At 68.2% G+C, this 15528-nt stretch carries 14 protein-coding genes; 4 read left to right on the top strand and 10 right to left on the bottom strand.

The features are described from left to right. Nucleotides 1-159: 159 nt before the first annotated feature. Entirely contained in the window at nucleotides 160-1713 is a 1554-nt protein-coding gene (locus tag KY493_RS05110; protein ID WP_255568046.1) for an AMP-binding protein, read from the top strand. Between the two features lie 35 nt (nucleotides 1714-1748). Here KY493_RS05110 and wrbA read toward each other — a convergent pair whose 3' ends face one another. The 3 genes from wrbA to KY493_RS05095 all read right to left on the bottom strand — a co-directional run bounded on the left by wrbA (nucleotide 1749) and on the right by KY493_RS05095 (nucleotide 3746). Further along, a complete protein-coding gene (wrbA, locus tag KY493_RS05105) occupies nucleotides 1749-2351 on the bottom strand; it encodes an NAD(P)H:quinone oxidoreductase (protein ID WP_219897895.1) in 603 nt (200 codons plus the stop codon). Nucleotides 2352-2415: 64 nt separating this feature from the next. Beyond that, nucleotides 2416-2910: a hypothetical protein gene (locus KY493_RS05100; RefSeq protein WP_219897894.1), complete on the bottom strand. Its 495-nt coding sequence runs from the start codon at nucleotides 2908-2910 to the stop codon at nucleotides 2416-2418. Then, nucleotides 2907-3746 carry a M15 family metallopeptidase gene (locus tag KY493_RS05095; protein ID WP_219897893.1) on the bottom strand — a complete coding sequence of 280 codons (840 nt, stop codon included), beginning with the start codon at nucleotides 3744-3746 and terminating at the stop codon, nucleotides 2907-2909. Before KY493_RS05095 ends, KY493_RS05100 begins: the two co-directional genes overlap by 4 nt. Before the next feature lie 100 nt (nucleotides 3747-3846). Here KY493_RS05095 and KY493_RS05090 point away from each other — a divergent pair, with 100 nt between their 5' ends. From KY493_RS05090 to KY493_RS05080, 3 genes are read left to right on the top strand one after another with little or no spacing between them, the layout of a single operon-like run. Further along, on the top strand, nucleotides 3847-5205 hold the full coding sequence (locus KY493_RS05090; RefSeq protein WP_219897892.1) for an MFS transporter: 1359 nt from the start codon (nucleotides 3847-3849) through the stop codon (nucleotides 5203-5205). Beyond that, a complete protein-coding gene (gene mazG, locus KY493_RS05085) occupies nucleotides 5202-5993 on the top strand; it encodes a nucleoside triphosphate pyrophosphohydrolase (RefSeq protein ID WP_219897891.1) in 792 nt (263 codons plus the stop codon). Before KY493_RS05090 ends, mazG begins: the two co-directional genes overlap by 4 nt. Beyond that, entirely contained in the window at nucleotides 5990-6655 is a 666-nt protein-coding gene (locus KY493_RS05080) for an HAD family phosphatase (RefSeq protein WP_219897890.1), read from the top strand. Before mazG ends, KY493_RS05080 begins: the two co-directional genes overlap by 4 nt. Here the strand turns inward: KY493_RS05080 and KY493_RS05075 are convergent. From KY493_RS05075 to dusB, 7 genes are all read right to left on the bottom strand, one after another. Further along, nucleotides 6646-8274 (bottom strand): Na+/H+ antiporter, encoded by a 1629-nt coding sequence (locus KY493_RS05075; protein ID WP_219897889.1) that lies wholly within the window; start codon nucleotides 8272-8274, stop codon nucleotides 6646-6648. The genes KY493_RS05080 and KY493_RS05075 overlap by 10 nt on opposite strands. Nucleotides 8275-8280: 6 nt before the next feature. Continuing rightward, complete coding sequence (gene hflX / locus KY493_RS05070; protein ID WP_219897888.1) at nucleotides 8281-9594, bottom strand: GTPase HflX; 1314 nt, start codon at nucleotides 9592-9594, stop codon at nucleotides 8281-8283. Beyond that, nucleotides 9595-9840, bottom strand: a complete 246-nt coding sequence (gene hfq / locus KY493_RS05065; RefSeq protein WP_219897887.1) for an RNA chaperone Hfq — start codon at nucleotides 9838-9840, stop codon at nucleotides 9595-9597. It lies immediately after the preceding gene. 95 nt (nucleotides 9841-9935) lie between these two features. After that, nucleotides 9936-10796 (bottom strand): D-amino-acid transaminase, encoded by an 861-nt coding sequence (locus KY493_RS05060; protein ID WP_219897886.1) that lies wholly within the window; start codon nucleotides 10794-10796, stop codon nucleotides 9936-9938. Beyond that, a complete protein-coding gene (locus KY493_RS05055) occupies nucleotides 10796-12199 on the bottom strand; it encodes a sigma-54 dependent transcriptional regulator (RefSeq protein ID WP_219897885.1) in 1404 nt (467 codons plus the stop codon). The genes KY493_RS05060 and KY493_RS05055 overlap by 1 nt, the downstream gene beginning before the upstream one ends. A 12-nt stretch (nucleotides 12200-12211) precedes the next feature. Continuing rightward, nucleotides 12212-14464, bottom strand: a complete 2253-nt coding sequence (locus tag KY493_RS05050) for a PAS domain-containing sensor histidine kinase (RefSeq protein ID WP_219897884.1) — start codon at nucleotides 14462-14464, stop codon at nucleotides 12212-12214. Further along, nucleotides 14461-15516, bottom strand: coding sequence for a tRNA dihydrouridine synthase DusB (dusB, locus tag KY493_RS05045; RefSeq protein ID WP_219897883.1), 1056 nt, complete (start codon nucleotides 15514-15516; stop codon nucleotides 14461-14463). The genes KY493_RS05050 and dusB overlap by 4 nt, the downstream gene beginning before the upstream one ends. Nucleotides 15517-15528 lie beyond the last annotated feature (12 nt).

Genomic DNA, 15528 nt, shown 5'->3' with positions numbered 1-15528 from the left:
CGGGTATTTCGGACTTTGCGCGCCCCAACGCAAGGCACAGAGGGTAACCGTCGGAACCCTCACGCCCCGTTACGCATCTTTTCAAGATGACGCCGCGTCATTATGGATCGCCGGCTCAACCAAGCGAGGGCGCATCAAGCCCTCCGAAGGAGTGGACGCTTGCGGCAGCCTCTTGATCCCAAGACCTACGACGAACCCATTTTCGATGCGCTGATCACCGCGCGCGAGCGGTTCGGCGACAAGGAAATTCTGGAGGATCAGGATCGCCATCCCCTGACCTACACCGGCCTGATCCGCGCCGCCTTCGTGCTGGGTCGCAAGATCGCCGGCATGACCGAGCCCGAGGAGCGGGTGGCGGTGCTGCTGCCCTCGTCGTCCGGCGTGGTGGTGACCTTTTTCGCACTGCACGCCTTTGGTCGTGTTCCGGTGATGCTGAATTTCACGGCCGGAGAGGCGAACCTCAAGGCCGCGATCAAGACCGCTGGCGTCAAGAAGATCCTGTCCGCCAAACGCTTCATTCAGCAGGCCAAGCTTGACGAACTGGTCGATCAGCTGAAGACCGTGGCCGAGATCGTCTGGCTGGACGACGTGCGCGCCTCGATCAAGCTGCCGGACAAGCTGTACGGCCTGACCGCCGGCGCCGCGCCGCGTCGTTTCCGCAAGAAGACCAGCCCGGACGCGCCCGGCGTCGTCCTGTTCACCTCCGGCAGCTTCGGCGCCCCCAAGGGCGTGGTGCTGAGCCAGAGGAACCTGGTCGCCAATGCCCGCCAGATCTCTACCCACATCCACCTGAAGTCGGAGTGGGTGATGTTCAACCCGCTACCGACTTTCCACTGCTTCGGCCTGACGGGCGGCGTGATCCTGCCGCTGCTGAGCGGGCTGAAGGCGTTTCAGTATCCGTCGCCACTGCACGCCAAGACGATCACGGACCTGTTGCCGCAGGTGAAGGCGTCCGTGCTGTTCGCCACCGACACCTTCCTGAACCAGTACGCCCGCGTGGCCGAGCCGACGGACTTCTCGACGCTGGAGTTCATCGTCGGCGGGGCCGAAAAGGTGCGCGACGAAACGCGCGCCCTGTTTGACAGCAAGTTCGGCGGGCCGGTGATCCTGGAAGGCTATGGCGCGACCGAGGCCGCGCCTGTGGTGGCCGTCAACCATCCCGACCGCAACCAGCCCGGCACGGTCGGTCAGATCCTGCCCGGCATGGACTACCGGCTGGAGCCGGTGCCCGGCATCGACGCGGGCGGACGGCTGCTGTTGCAGGGACCGAATGTGATGAGCGGCTATATCGCCGCGACCGATCCGCGCTCTGTCGATCCCATCGAGGGCGGGTGGCTCGACACTGGCGACATCGTCGATGTGGACGACGAGGGCTACATCACCATCCGCGGTCGGGCCAAGCGCTTCGCCAAGATCGCCGGAGAGATGGTGTCCCTGACGGCGGTCGAAGGCATCGCCGTCGCCGTCTGGCCGGACCAGCGCCACGCCGTCGTCTCCGTGCCCGACAGCCGCAAGGGCGAGCGCCTGGTGCTGGTCACCGACAATGCGGCCGCCGAGGTCTCGCCCATGACGGATTGGGCCCGCGCCAACGGCGTGCCCGAGCTCGCCGTGCCTCGCAAGATCATGAAGGTCGGCGAGGTGCCGGTGCTGGGCACCGGCAAGACCGACTACGTCGCCATCCAGAAGATGGTCGAAGCCGACAAGGCGGCCTGACCGCCGGAGCGTCACCGCTCCGGCGCCGCCCGGCGTCAGCCGTGCAGCTTCTTGGCGGTTTCGGCGACCCAGCGTCCCTGCCAGCGGGCGCCGTCCAGTTCGTTCTCGCTCGGCCGGCGTGAGCCGTCGCTATCGGTGATGGTGGTGGCGCCGTAGGGGCTGCCGCCGGTGATCTCGTCAAGGCGGGACTGGCCAGCCCAGGCATAAGGCAGACCGGCCACGATCATGCCGTGGTGCAGCAGGGTCTGGATCATGCCGATCAACGTCGTCTCCTGCCCGCCGTGCTGAACTGCGGTGGAGCTGAAGGCCGACCCGACCTTACCGGTCAGCGCGCCCCGCGCCCACAGGCCGCCGGTCTGGTCCAGGAAGTTGCGCATCTGCGACGCCGCTGTTCCGAACCGGGTGCCCGCGCCGATGATGATGGCGTCATAGCCTTCCAGCTCTTCCACCTTGGCGACCGGAGCGGCCTGATCCAGTTTGTAGCCTGACTTCCGCGCCAGCTCTTCGGGCACCAGTTCCGGCACGCGCTTGACGTCGACCGTCGCGCCCTCGACCTCGCGTGCACCCTCGGCGACGGCTTGCGCCATGGTCTCAACGTGGCCGTAGGTCGAGTGATAGAGGACGAGGATCTTGGGCATGAAGGGCGCTCCTGTTTCGATAAACCGGACATCCGTAACAGTGTCCGATACGATATGTGAGCTATCAGACGTCCCGGCGCAAGCCCCCGGCTGAACATCCGAACGGACAAACGGCCTGGTAGAAGGCGGCGTCACCCGGTGCGGCGCGGCCATGCGTCAGGCGAAATCGGTGTTCGACCACCATGGCCTGCTGCTCGATGTTCAAAGCTTCCCAGCGCAGCCCGGGTTCCACCGCATAGGCATAGGCGCGAGGGCCGTCGCCGGCCTTCAGCTTGCCCAGCAGCAGGTTGACGCCCCTTTGCGCCTGCCAGACGTGCGTCAGCTCGTGCATCAGCACACCCTGGAGGTGGACCGAGGCGTCGGTGAAATCCGCCGGCAGGCTGCTGGCCGGCCATAGAATCCAGTCTCGCCCGAACCATCTGCCCGGCACAAAGGCGCGTCTGAACGGCCACGGCAGGGCCAGGACACGGATGCTCGGCAGGTGCAGCGCCTCTCCGAACGTCTCCCAGGCCAGGACGGCTTCGCCGGCCGTCAGCGGACGGACGGCGAACGCCCTCATCCGCCGACGTACTCCCAGTGCCAGGGCTCATAGACATAGGGGACAAAGCCGAACCGGCGGGCGTTGGCCGCCAGCCAGCGATAGGTCTGGCCCCGCGTCATCTCCAGCCGGCTCTCGGGCGCGGTGGAATCCACGCCGTAGCCGTTCAGACGCCCGACATACAGATCGACGGCCGTCCCCGTCCGATGCGGCGAGCAGACCGCGCGCCGCAATCCATCGCAGTTGCCCTGTTGAGCGCAGCGTGCGGCGTCCGCCTCCGGATCGCGGAAGCCGGAGAAGATCTGCAGCAGTTCAGGGTCGTCCGCGATCACCTTGACCTCGGCGCGGGCCGCGGCGGCCATGCGGCGATAGGCGTCCAGCACGTCGCGGCGCAGCAGCCGTGTCAGTCGGTCGGCGTGCTCCTCGGCCTCCACCAGATAGGCGAGGTCCGCGATCGGAGGCGGCTCGGGACAGGCTCCGCCGACGCGCGCCATCACGAACGATCGCCGCTCCTGCCACAGGCCGCGCAGCACCTGAAAGGTCGCCTGATCGAACACACCCGTGCCCGGCAGACCCCGCGCGTTCTGGAACGCCGCCAATCGCTGGGCGAAAAAGGATGTGCCGGCGCCGCAGACAGTCTCCAGCTCCTTTTGCACCAGCGGCAGATAGGTCTCCCATCCCCACTCGGCGCGATCGAAGGGCGCCCATTCCAGGGTGTGCAGGGACACGGCGTTCGATCCCGCCTGCGAGGCCCAGACCTCGGCGCCCGCCTGGCAATCCTCGGTCTGCGCGCGCGCGCCGCCGGCGCAAGCCAGGAAGAGCAGGCCGAGCGCGGCGAGAAGGACGCGAAGCAACATGGCCGCAGAGAGCCCGACCTCCATGGCCATAGCAAGGCTTGGCGCGCCCTGCGATGATGCGTCGCCGACTCGCGCCGGCGCCGACCCGAGGGGATCGTCCATGCCGTCCACCGCCATTCAACCCCGGCGCAGCAACGCCACCTTGGCCGCGTTTTCAGGGCCGTGCCTGCCGCTGGCCGCTTTCGGGGTCGCCCTGCCCGTCACCCTGCCCGAGTACTACGCCACCCATGTCGGGCTTTCCATCGGCCTGGTGGGCGTGGTTTTCATGGCGGTGCGACTGATCGACATCGCCTTCGATCCTCTGGTCGGCTGGGGCATGGACCGCACGCGCACGCGGTTCGGCCGTTATCGGCCGTGGATGGCGGCCTCCACGCCGATCCTGATGCTGGCCGCCCTGATGGTGTTCGTCCTCGTACGACCAGGCGCGGGGCCGGTTTATCTGTTCGCCTGGCTGCTGGTGCTCTACGTCGGCTTTTCCATCGGCACCTTGGCGCAGTTGGGCTGGGCCTCGGTGCTGGCGCCGGAATACGACCAGCGCAGCCGCGTCTACGCCTGGTGGCAGGTGTTCAACATCATTGGGGTGATCGCCATTCTGGTCCTGCCGGCGGCGGTGATTCAGCTGGGCTTGGGCGACTACATCGCCGGCGTCCACATCATGGGCTGGGCGATCATCGCGGCCCTGCCGCTGACCATCGGCCTGGCCCTGCTGCGCGCGCCGGAGCCGGTCAATGCGGGCGCCGCGCCGCACGGCGGTTTCGGCGCCTATATCGCCCTGCTGAAGCGCAAGGCGGTGGTAAAGCTGCTGACTTGTGACCTGCTGCTGGGGGTCGCGCCCGGCATCACGGGCTCGCTGCTGTTCTTCTTCTTTGACCAGGTGAAGGGCTACGGCCGGGCCGAAGCGTCGATCTTCATGCTGCTGTATTTCGTGGGCGGCCTGATGGGCGCGCCGATCTGGGCGCGGCTGGCGAACAAGGTCGGAAAGGACAAGGCGCTGGCCATTGCCAGCGTCATCTTCGCCGGCCTGTATTTCGTCGCCACCCTGCTGCCGGGTGGGAACTTCGGCCTGACCGCCGTCGCCATGTTCATCGCGGGCCTGCCCTACGCCGCCGGATTGTTCCTTCTGCGCGCCATGATGGCGGACGCGGGCGACGAGGTGAGGTTGGAAACCGGGGTCGATCGGACCGGCTTGATGTTCTCCATCCTGTCCGCCACCACCAAGATCGGGCACGTGCTGGCGCTGATCCCCTATCTGATCCTCCAGGCGGTCGGCTTTCAGGCGATCGCGCCCGTAGGCGGCAATAGCGGCGCTTCTCTGCTGGTGCTGCAGGTGCTGTTCGTCGCCGCGCCCGCTGTCCTGATCGCGCTGGCGGCGTGGGTGCTGAAGGGCTATCCGCTGACGCCCGCGCGCCACGAGCAGATCCGCCTCGCCCTCGCCGCGCGGGACGGAGCCTCCGCATGACGCCTATCGACCAGTTGAAGGCCATCATGGTCCGCCTGCGCGACCCGGACGGCGGCTGCCCCTGGGACGTGGAGCAGACCTTCGCCACCATCGTGCCCTATACGGTCGAGGAGGCCTATGAGGTCGCGGACGCCATCGAGCGCGGCGACATGGACGACCTGAAGTCCGAACTGGGCGATCTGCTGTTCCAGGTCATCTTCCACGCCCGCATGGCGGAAGAAGCCGGAGACTTCGCTTTCGACGACGTGGTCCAAGCCATCATCGACAAGCTTGTCCGCCGCCACCCGCATGTCTTCGCCGAAGAGGTCGCGCGTGGGACGGCCGGCGCCCAGAAGGCGCGCTGGGAGGACATCAAGGCGGCCGAGCGCAAGGCGCGCGCACAAGGCGGCGTTCTGGACGATGTGCCCGTGGGCCTGCCCGCCCTCACCCGCGCCGCCAAGCTGACCAAGCGCGCCGGCCGTGTCGGCTTCGACTGGCCGTCCACCGACGAGGTCTTCGACAAGCTGGCCGAGGAGGTCCAGGAGCTGCGCGCCGAGATCGCCGCCGGCGACATGGCCAAGGCGCGCGAGGAGACGGGCGACCTGCTGTTCGTCGTCGCCAACCTGGCGCGCAAGCTGGAGGTCGAGCCGGAGGATGCGCTGCGCGCCGCCAACGCCAAGTTCGTGCGCCGCTTCGGCTTCATCGAGGCCGAACTGCGAAAGGTCGGCCGCACGCCCGAGCAGTCGACGCTCGAGGAGATGGATCGCCTCTGGGACGCCGCAAAGGCGGCCGAAAAGCCGGCCGCGTGAGCTACGACCTGATCATCTTCGACTACGACGGCGTGGTGGCGGATTCGGAGGTGCTGAGCAGCACGATCCTGGCCGAACAGCTGACGGCGCTCGGCATGCCGACGACATTCGAAGACGTGCTGACCCGCTATGTCGGCCGCCGCTGGCGAGACAATCGCGCCGATGTCGAGGCCCGGCATGGCCTCGCCTGCCCCGACGACTTCCACATCGGCTTAGGTCAGGCCTGCCATGCGGAGGCCGAACGCTCTCTGCTGCCTATCGCTGGCCTGCACGACTTCCTGGCCGCGCGGCCCGAGCGCCGGTGCGTCGCCTCGTCCAGCAACCTCGAATGGCTTCGGCTCGGGCTCGATCGCTTTGGCCTCAGCGACGATTTCGGCCCTCACCTCTACAGCGCCGCGCACCATGTCCAGCGCGGCAAGCCGCACCCGGACGTGTTCCTGCATGCGGCCAAGGATATGGCCGTCGATCCTTCGCGCGCGCTGGTGATCGAGGACAGCGAAGCGGGCGTGCAGGCCGGCGTCGCGGCCGGGATGACGGTGGTCGGCCTGCTGGCCGGCGGTCACATCCGCGACGGCCACGCCGAGCGCCTGCGGGCGCAGGGCGCGCGCCACGTCGCCGCCGACTACGCGGCCGTTGCGGCCTTCATGGACGCTCAGACGTAGCGGACTTCCTGCAGGTCCACTTCCCGCAGCAGGCGGCGCGCGACGCCTTCGTCGATCTGGCGCGCACGGGCCAGTCGCATCAGCTCCTCGCGTTCGGCGGCGAGGCCGGTCAGCCGCAAGCGGCGCTCGATCTCGTCGATCCGACGCGCCATGGCCGAATCGTCTTCGGCCGCGTGCGAACGGCTGGCGATGCGCTGGCGATAGATTTCCATCAGCCGCGAGGCCGTGTCGGCATAGAGGTCGGGGTTCGGCCGGCCCTCCGCCATGGCGTGCTGGGCGTCTTCGATGGCGCGCAAGGCGGCCTCGGCGGCGGCGACGCGGGACCGGTCCTCTTCGCGCTGATGCGACGGTTCGGGCGGCAGTTCGATGGACTTCAGCAGCGGCGGCAGGGCCACGGTCGCCAGGATCAGCGACACCACGATGACGCCCGCCGCCAGAAAGATCGCCAGACTTCGCGCCGGCATGGGCGAACCGTCCCCGAGGACGAAGGGCAGCGTCAGGATGCCCGCCAGGGTGATCGCGCCGCGCACGCCCGCCAGCGACATCACCGCGACCAGCCGCAGGCCTACGCGCGGCTGAGGTCCCTGCCGGCGCCTGCGAAACAGCGTCAGCTTCAGCGAGGTCCACACCCAGACGAAGCGCAGGGCCGCGAGCGCCGCGACAATGGCCAGGACATAGACCGCAAGCCACCACACCTCGTCTCGCGGCGTGGCGTCGATCACCTCCGCCGCGCGCGACAGGATCGACGGCATCTGCTCGCCCAGGATCACGAAGATCAGGCCGTTGGCGGTGAACTGCACCGCGTCCCACACCGCCGTGCGCCGGATGCGGGTCGAGGCCAGCGCCTGATTGCTGCGCTCGGTGAAGCTCATGGTCACGCCGGCCGCGACCGCCGCGAGGATGCCCGACGCATGCAACTCTTCCGCCGCCAGATAGGCGGCGAACGGGATCAGCAGGCTGACCAGTATCTGCGCCCCGACGTCTTCTCCCCAGCGCCGGCTGACCCACAGCTTGGCGTAGCTGATGGCGAAGGTGACGGCCACGCCGACGGCTATGCCGCCCAGCGCCAGCCAGGCAAAGGTCGCGAGCGCCGAACTCAGTGAAAAGGCGCCGGTGGTGGCGGCGATCACCGCGATGCGCATGCAGGTCAGGCCCGTCGCGTCGTTCAGCAGCGACTCGCCCTCAAGTATGTGCATCAGGCGCTTGGGGATCGGCGCTCGCGCCGCCACCGCCTGCACCGCAATGGGATCGGTCGGCGAAAGGATGGCCGCCAGCGCAAAGGCCACCGCCAGCGGCATGCCGGGGATCATCCAGTGGATCAGGAAGCCCAGCCCCAGCACCGTAAACACCACGAGGCCCAGCGCCAGTTCCAGCACCACGGCCCGATCCCGGAACACCGCCTCCTTGGGAATGCGCCAGCCGTCCAGGAACAGCAGCGGCGGCAGGAACAGCAGAAAGAAGATGTCCGGCTGAAGATCGACCGACTTGCCGCTGATCAGCACGATAACGGCCCCGAGCGCGATCTGCACAAGCGGCAGCGCGATCCGGGTCATGCGCGCGATCGAGCCCGAAACCACCACTGCAAGCAGCAGGAACAGGATCGTCTCGATCAACGCCACGGAGGATCAGCCCGCGAGGTCGGGATACAGCCGCTCGAACCGGCCCAGCGCCGCCGGGTGAAGCCGAACCGCCAGGCAGGTGCGGCCCTCTTCGTCGGTTTCGCGCGAGGTCACGCGACCATGCTCGTACAGCCAGGCCAAGGCTTCGCCGTGGGCAGGGTCCAGCATGATCTCGGTTTCCGGATCGTCGTCGATCAGGCCGGCGATCGCTTCGCGCAACGCCTCCAGCCCCTCGCCGGTCCAGGCTGACACCGCCGCCACCTTGCCTTCCTCGCCAAGGCGCTCGGCCTGGCCGAGCACGGTCTCGCGCGCTTCGGGCTCCAGCAGGTCGATCTTGTTCCAGACTTCCAGCACCCGACGCGTCCGGCCTTCGGGCGTCGGAATCTGCTTCAGCACCGCCTCGACGTCGGCGGCCTGCGCCTCGGTGTCGGGCGAGGCGATATCGCGCACGTGCAGGATCAGGTCGGCCTCGCCCACCTCCTCCAGCGTGGCGCGGAAGCTCTCCACCAATTCGTGCGGCAGATCCGAGACGAAGCCCACGGTGTCGGAGATGATGGCCGGCCGCCCTTGCGGCAGGCGGATGGTGCGCTGGGTGGTGTCCAGGGTGGCGAACAACAGGTCCTTGGCCAAAACCTCCGATCCGGTCAGCCGGTTAAACAGCGTCGATTTGCCGGCGTTGGTGTAGCCGACCAGGGCGACGGTCGGGAACGGCACGCGCTTTCTGGCCGTCCGGTGCAGGCCGCGCGTGCGGCGCACCTCTTCCAATTCAGCCTTCAGCTTGACGATCCGATCGGCGATCAGGCGCCGGTCCAGTTCGATCTGGGTTTCGCCAGGACCGCCGGTCGAGCCGGTGCCGCCGCGCTGACGCTCCAAGTGGGTCCAGGTGCGGACGAGCCGGGAACGCTCGTAGTCGAGCCGAGCCAGCTCGACCTGCAAACGGCCCTCCTTGGTGCGCGCGCGCCGTCCGAAGATTTCCAGGATCAGGCCGGTCCGATCGACGACCTTTACCTCCCAGGCCTTTTCGAGATTGCGCTGCTGAACCGGCGAAAGCTGGTCGTCGATGACGGCGACATCGGCTTCGGCCGCGCGGATCAGGGCGGCGAGTTCCTCCACCTTGCCCGAGCCGAACAGGGTGGCCGGCGCGACCTTGCGCATCCGAACGATCTCTTCGGCGCGGATGTCGAGATCGAGTGCGCGGGCCAGGCCCGTCGCCTCGTCCAGACGCTCCTGCGCCAGGCGAGGCGACTCGGAGCGTCCGTCGGGGTGGATGACAACCGCGCGCTGGATCGGGGCGGCATGATCAATGAGTTTGGAGGTCAATCAGTCTTCTTCGGTTTCCGGCTCGTACAGCTGCACGGGCGCGGACGGCATGATGGTGGAAATGGCGTGCTTGTAGACCAGCTGCGATTGGCCGTCGCGGCGCAGAAGCACGCAGAAGTTGTCGAACCAGGTCACGATGCCCTGCAGCTTGACGCCATTGACCAGAAAGATGGTCAGCGGCGTCTTGGTCTTGCGGACCGAGTTGAGGAAGGTGTCCTGAAGGCTCTGTTTCTTGTCTTGCGACATGGCAGGTTGTTCCTGTTCTTGATTGTTTGTCGCCGGATGCGGCGAGGCGAAGGCAGCAGCAAACCTTAACCGCCGGCGCCGCGAACCCGCAACGCCTAGATGGCCTCGCGGCGGGCTTGTTCAAGGTAGACGTCGCGCAGGCGCGTCGCGATCGGACCCGGCCGGCCATCGCCGATCCGTGCGCCGTCCAGCGACACCAGCGGCATCACAAAGGAGCTTGCGGCGGTGACGAACACCTCGCGCGCGCGCTTGGCCTCCTCCACCGTGAAGGCGCGTTCCTCCAGCTCGATCCCCTCGGACTCGGCCAGCTTCATCAACGCCATGCGGGTGATGCCCTTCAGGATGTTGGCCTGGGCGTCACGCGTGCGCAGCTTGCCGTGCTCGTCCACGATCCAGGCGTTGGTGGACGATCCTTCCGTCACCAGCCCCATCTCGTCGAACATCAGGCACTCATAGGCGCCCTTCTCGCGCGCCGCCTGCTTGGCCAGCACGTTCGGCAGAAGCCCTACCGTCTTGATGTCGCAACGGCCCCAGCGGATGTCCGGCTGGGTCACGCCCGCCGCGCCCGTTCTCGCCAACGCCTCGCCCTTGTTCAGATCGATTGTCCTGGCCGTCACCACGACGCTGGGCGCTACATCTCGCGGGAAGGCGTGATCACGCGACGCCGTGCCGCGTGTGACCTGCAGATAGACGATGCCGGTCCTGACGCGGTTCCTGCGGATCGTCTCGGCCAGCACGCGCGACAGGGCGCCGTCGCTCATCGGGATGTCGATCTTCAGCTCGGTCAGGCTGCGCTTCAGGCGCGTCAGATGCCCGTCGAAGTCGGCCAGGCGACCCTCGAACACCGACCAGACCTCATAGACGCCGTCGGCGAATTGGAAGCCCCGATCCTCGACATGGATCACCGCCTGGCCGTGTGGCTGATAGACTCCGTTGACGTAGGCGACGCGCGACATCAGGCGGCTTCTTCCTCTTCGGGCCCACGGGCGGGCGAAACCCCCAGCGACTTCAATTTCCGGTGCAGGGCCGAGCGTTCCATGCCGATAAAGGCGGCCGTCCGGGAGATATTGCCGCCGAAACGCATGATCTGGGCGGCCAGATACTCGCGCTCGAACACCTCGCGCGCCTCTCGCAGCGGCAGGGCGATGGTGCGTTCGGCCCCTAGTGAGGACGGACTGTTGGAGGTCGCCACCTCCTGCGGCAGCATGTCGGCGGTGATCGGCTGGGCCGGATCGCCGGTCGCCAGGATCAGCAGCCGCTCGACGTTGTTCCTCAGCTGCCGGATGTTGCCGGGCCAGGGGTGGACCTGCAGCACGGCCACGGCGTCGTCGCCGATGGTGCGGCGCGGCAGGCCTTGCGATCCCGCGATGGTGTCGACGAAGAACTCGACCAACTCCGCGATGTCCTCGCGCCGTTCCGACAGGGCGGGCACGCGGATCGGCACCACGTTCAGCCGGTGGAACAGGTCCTCGCGGAACCGGCCCTCGGCGATCTCGGCCTTCAGGTCGCGAGAGGTCGAGGTGACCACGCGCACGTCCACCTGAACGTCCTGCTCGCCGCCGACACGGCGGAACCGCTGGTCCACCAGAACGCGCAGGATGCGGCTCTGGCTCTCGCGCGGCATGTCGCTGATCTCATCGAGATAGAGGGTGCCGTTGTGAGCGCGCTCGAACACGCCGATCTTGCGCGGCCGGCCGTCTTGGCCTTCTTCGCCGAACAACTCCACGTCCAGTCGCTCGGGCGTCATGCCGGCGGCGGAGATGGCGACGAACTCGGCGCGGGCGCGCGGGCTGTTCTCGTGGATCTGGCGCGCGACCAGCTCCTTGCCCGATCCGGCGGGACCGGAGATCAGGACGCGGCTGTTGGCCTGGGCCACCTTGCCGATGGTCGAACGCAGCGCCTGCGCCGCCGCCGAACGTCCGATCAGGCCGCTGGGGACCATGGTCTGGGCGCGCAGCCGCCGGTTCTCCCGCCTCAGCGTCGCGGCCTCGATGGCCCGCTCGACCACCACCACCAGCCTGTCCGACTTGAAGGGCTTTTCGATGAAGTCGTAGGCGCCCCGCTTCAGCGCGCTGACCGCCGTCTCGATGTTGCCGTGGCCCGAGATCATCACCACCGGCAGGTCGGCGTCCAGCGTCCTGATGACGTCCAGCAGCTCCAGCCCGTCCAGCCCGCCGCCCTGCATCCAGATGTCGAGGATGGCCAGCGACGGCCGGCGCGCCCGGATCGCCGCCAGCGCCTCGTCGGAGTTGGAGGCGACGCGCACCGCGTGCCCTTCGTCCTCCAGCAGGCCGGAGACCAGCTCGCGAATGTCGGCTTCGTCATCGACGACCAGAATGTCGGAACCTGTCGATCGCATCGAGCCTCGCTCCTATTCAGCCGGGACCAGAGCGCGGACCGGCGCCGGGTCGCCGGCGACGCCGGTGGGTTGAAGGGGGAAGATCAGGCACACGCGCGCGCCACCGAGGTGTTCGGCGTCGGCCAGCTTCAGCTCGCCGCCATGGTCCTCGCAGATGCGCTTGACGATGGCGAGGCCGAGGCCCGTGCCCTTCTCGCGCGTGGTCACATAGGGCTCGGTCAGGCGATCGCGGTCGCGGGCGGGCAGGCCCACGCCGTCGTCCTCGATCACGAACACCGCCGCGCCGTTCTCGATCGACAGCGACGCGACTACGCCGCCGTCGGCATGGTTGTCGGCCGTGCGTCGGGCCGTCACCGCCTCGCCGGCGTTCTTGAGAATATTGACCAGCGCCTGACCGACCATGCGGCCGTCGCAGTGCAGAACCGCGGCCGGCAAGGGCTCCAGCAGCTGAAGCGCGACATCGGGCGCCGCCACGCGCTGGGCGAACACCGCCTGGCGCAGCAGTTCGGCCGGGTCCTCGCGCGCGAAACGCGGCGCGGGCATGCGGGCGAAGGACGAGAATTCGTCCACCATCCGGCCGATGTCTCCCACCTGGCGGATGATGGTGTCGGTGCAGCGGTCGAACACCTCCACATCGTCTCCGACCTGCGGACGATAGCGCCGCTTCAACCGCTCGGCCGACAGCTGGATGGGCGTCAGCGGGTTCTTGATCTCATGCGCGATCCGCCGCGCCACGTCGCGCCAGGCGGCGTTCCGCTGCGCCGTGACGAGGCGGGTGATGTCGTCGAAGGTGAGCACCATCTCGCCGCCGAAGCCGCCTTCGATGCGCACACGCAGGCGTCGCGTCTCGCCGTCGCGGCTGACGTCGATATCCTCTTCGATATGCGCTTCGACGCGGCCCACCAGATCGCTGAGCTCGGGCGAAAGGGTCGCCAGCGCCTGACCGTGAACATCGCCCTCCGGGATGGCCAGCAGCTGCCGCGCGCTGTCGTTGATGGCCGAGATGCGACCGTGACGGTCCAGGCCGATCACGCCCGCGCTGACGCCGGACAGCACGGTTTCGATGAAACGGCTGCGGTCCTTGGCTTCGTCGCCGGCGGCCTTCAGCGCGCTCTGCTGCGCCTGCAGGTCCTCGGTCATGCGGTTGAAGGCGCGCGACAGGTCGGCGATCTCGGCGGGGGCGCCGCCGTCCTCGACCCGCACGGTCAGGTCGCCGCCCGCCGCCTGGTCGGCCGCCCGCACAAGCCGCCCGATCGGCGCCGAGATGGCGCTGGCGGCCGACATCCCCAGCCACACCGCACCGACCAGAACCAGCAGCGCCGTCTCCAGATAGCTGAGCGCGAATACGGTCTGGATCAGGGCGCGGCTGTCCTGCGCCTCGCGATAGGCTTGGATGGATTGGCTGGAGTTGTTCATTCGCGCGATCAGCCCGTCGCGAAGCGGTCGCACCAGATATAGATAGGCGTCGCCATAAGCCGGAAGCGCGATGATCGAGCGCACCGTGTCGGGGTTCTGCGTCACCTGCTGTGGCGGCTTGCCCCCTTCTGCCGCGGCCTCAAGCTCCGAGCGCGGCGGGGACAGATAGGGCGGCGCTCCCGGCTGCTCGCCTCGCGCCAGCACCTCGCCTTCGCCGTTCAGGATGTAGATCGCCGGATAGCCGAAGATCTGCCCGACCTGCGCCAGGGCGTCCGAGAACTGTATGCGCTGGTCGAACAGCGGCCTGGCGCTTTCGAGCTGGTCCGCGATGGTCACCAGGTCGGCGTCCATCGCCGCCGAGACGTCCCCGATGTAGGCGCGCCCGATCTCGGCTCCGTTCTCGACAGAGGCCTGGACGTTTTGGCTGAACCACTGGTCGACGCCGCGATTGACCAGCAGACCGAAGATCAGGGCGATCAGGATGGCCGGCGCCACAGCCACGGCGGAAAACAGCGCGACGAATCTCAGATGCAGCCGCGCGCCCGCCTCCTGCCGGCTTCTCGCCAGCGCCAGGACGCGACGCCCCAGCAACGCCGCCAGCACGCCGATCAGCAGGAGGTTGGCGAACAGCACATAAAGCACGATGTCGCCGGCCGCCGCCCGCGCGCCGCCCGAGGCGCTGGGGGCCACCGCGAACAGCCAGATGCTGGCGGCGGTCACCACGGCGGCCAAGGCATAGGCCGCGGCAAATGCGTTGCGAGCCCGCCCATGCTGCAATCGACCCCAGAACGACCCGTTCGCCAGATCGGCGTCGGCCTCAGGGGTCAGGACTGCGGGCGTGTCCGTCATGCCATGGCAGTTTCCGACACCTGTTGCCCGTTTTCAACAGCAGAGTTGCGCGTTTGCGCCATTTCTTGCCGCCAGAGCGCCGAAAGCGCGACTTCCACCTCGCCGGGCGTCTCCAGCCGACAGAGCGAGGCCTTGGCCGAGCGACGCTCGCTTGCGTCCGCCGGCCAGGGCGCCTGCTCGATGTACCAGCCGAGGTGCTTGCGGAACATCTTGAGGCCGAGCGGCAGGCCATAAAAGGCGACGGAGGCGCGCAGGTGCTCGATCACTATGTCCAGCCGCTCTTCCCGCCCCGGCTCGCGCAGTCGCGTTCCGTCGGCCAGCGCCCGGTCCAGATGCGACGCCAGCCATGGCCGCCCATAGACCCCGCGCCCCAACATCAGGGCGTCAGCGCCAGAGCGCGCCAAAGCGTCTCGGGCATCCTCGGCGGTCAGGATGTCGCCATTGACGATGACGGGAACAGACACCGCCGCCTTGACCTCGCCCACAGCGTCCCAGTCGGCCTGGCCGGTGTAGAACTGCTTGCGGGTGCGGCCATGCACGGTCACCGCACGAACCCCGACGGTCTCGGCCGTGCGCGCGAGGGCCGGAGCATTTCGGCTATCGTCGTCCCAGCCGAGGCGCATCTTGACCGTCACCGGCCGGGCTGTCGCGCCCACCACCGCCTCCATGATCCGCCGGGCAAGATCGGGCGTGCGCATCAGCGCCGATCCCGAGGCGACGCCGGTCACCTCCTTGGCGGGGCAGCCGAAGTTCAAATCGACGATGTCGGCGCCCGCCGCCTCGGCCATGCGCGCGCCCTCAGCCATCGCCTCGGGATCGCGTCCGACCAGCTGGATCACCGTCAGCGGCAGCCCCTCGCCCACGGCCGCGCGCCGCACGACGTCCGGCCGACCGCGCGCCAGTTCGGCCGAGGCCACCATCTCCGTCGCCACATAGGCCGCGCCCAGCCGCGAGGCGACCTGGCGGAACGGCAGGTCGGTCACGCCGGTCATCGGCGCCATCAGCACGCGGCCGGGGATCGTCACGTCGCCGATCTGAAGGGATGAGGTCATGCGCGCCTCTTC

Origin of the sequence: Brevundimonas sp. PAMC22021 (genome assembly GCF_019443405.1) — a bacterium.
Classification (GTDB): domain Bacteria; phylum Pseudomonadota; class Alphaproteobacteria; order Caulobacterales; family Caulobacteraceae; genus Brevundimonas.
This window is presented reverse-complemented; position numbering and strand designations above follow the sequence as displayed.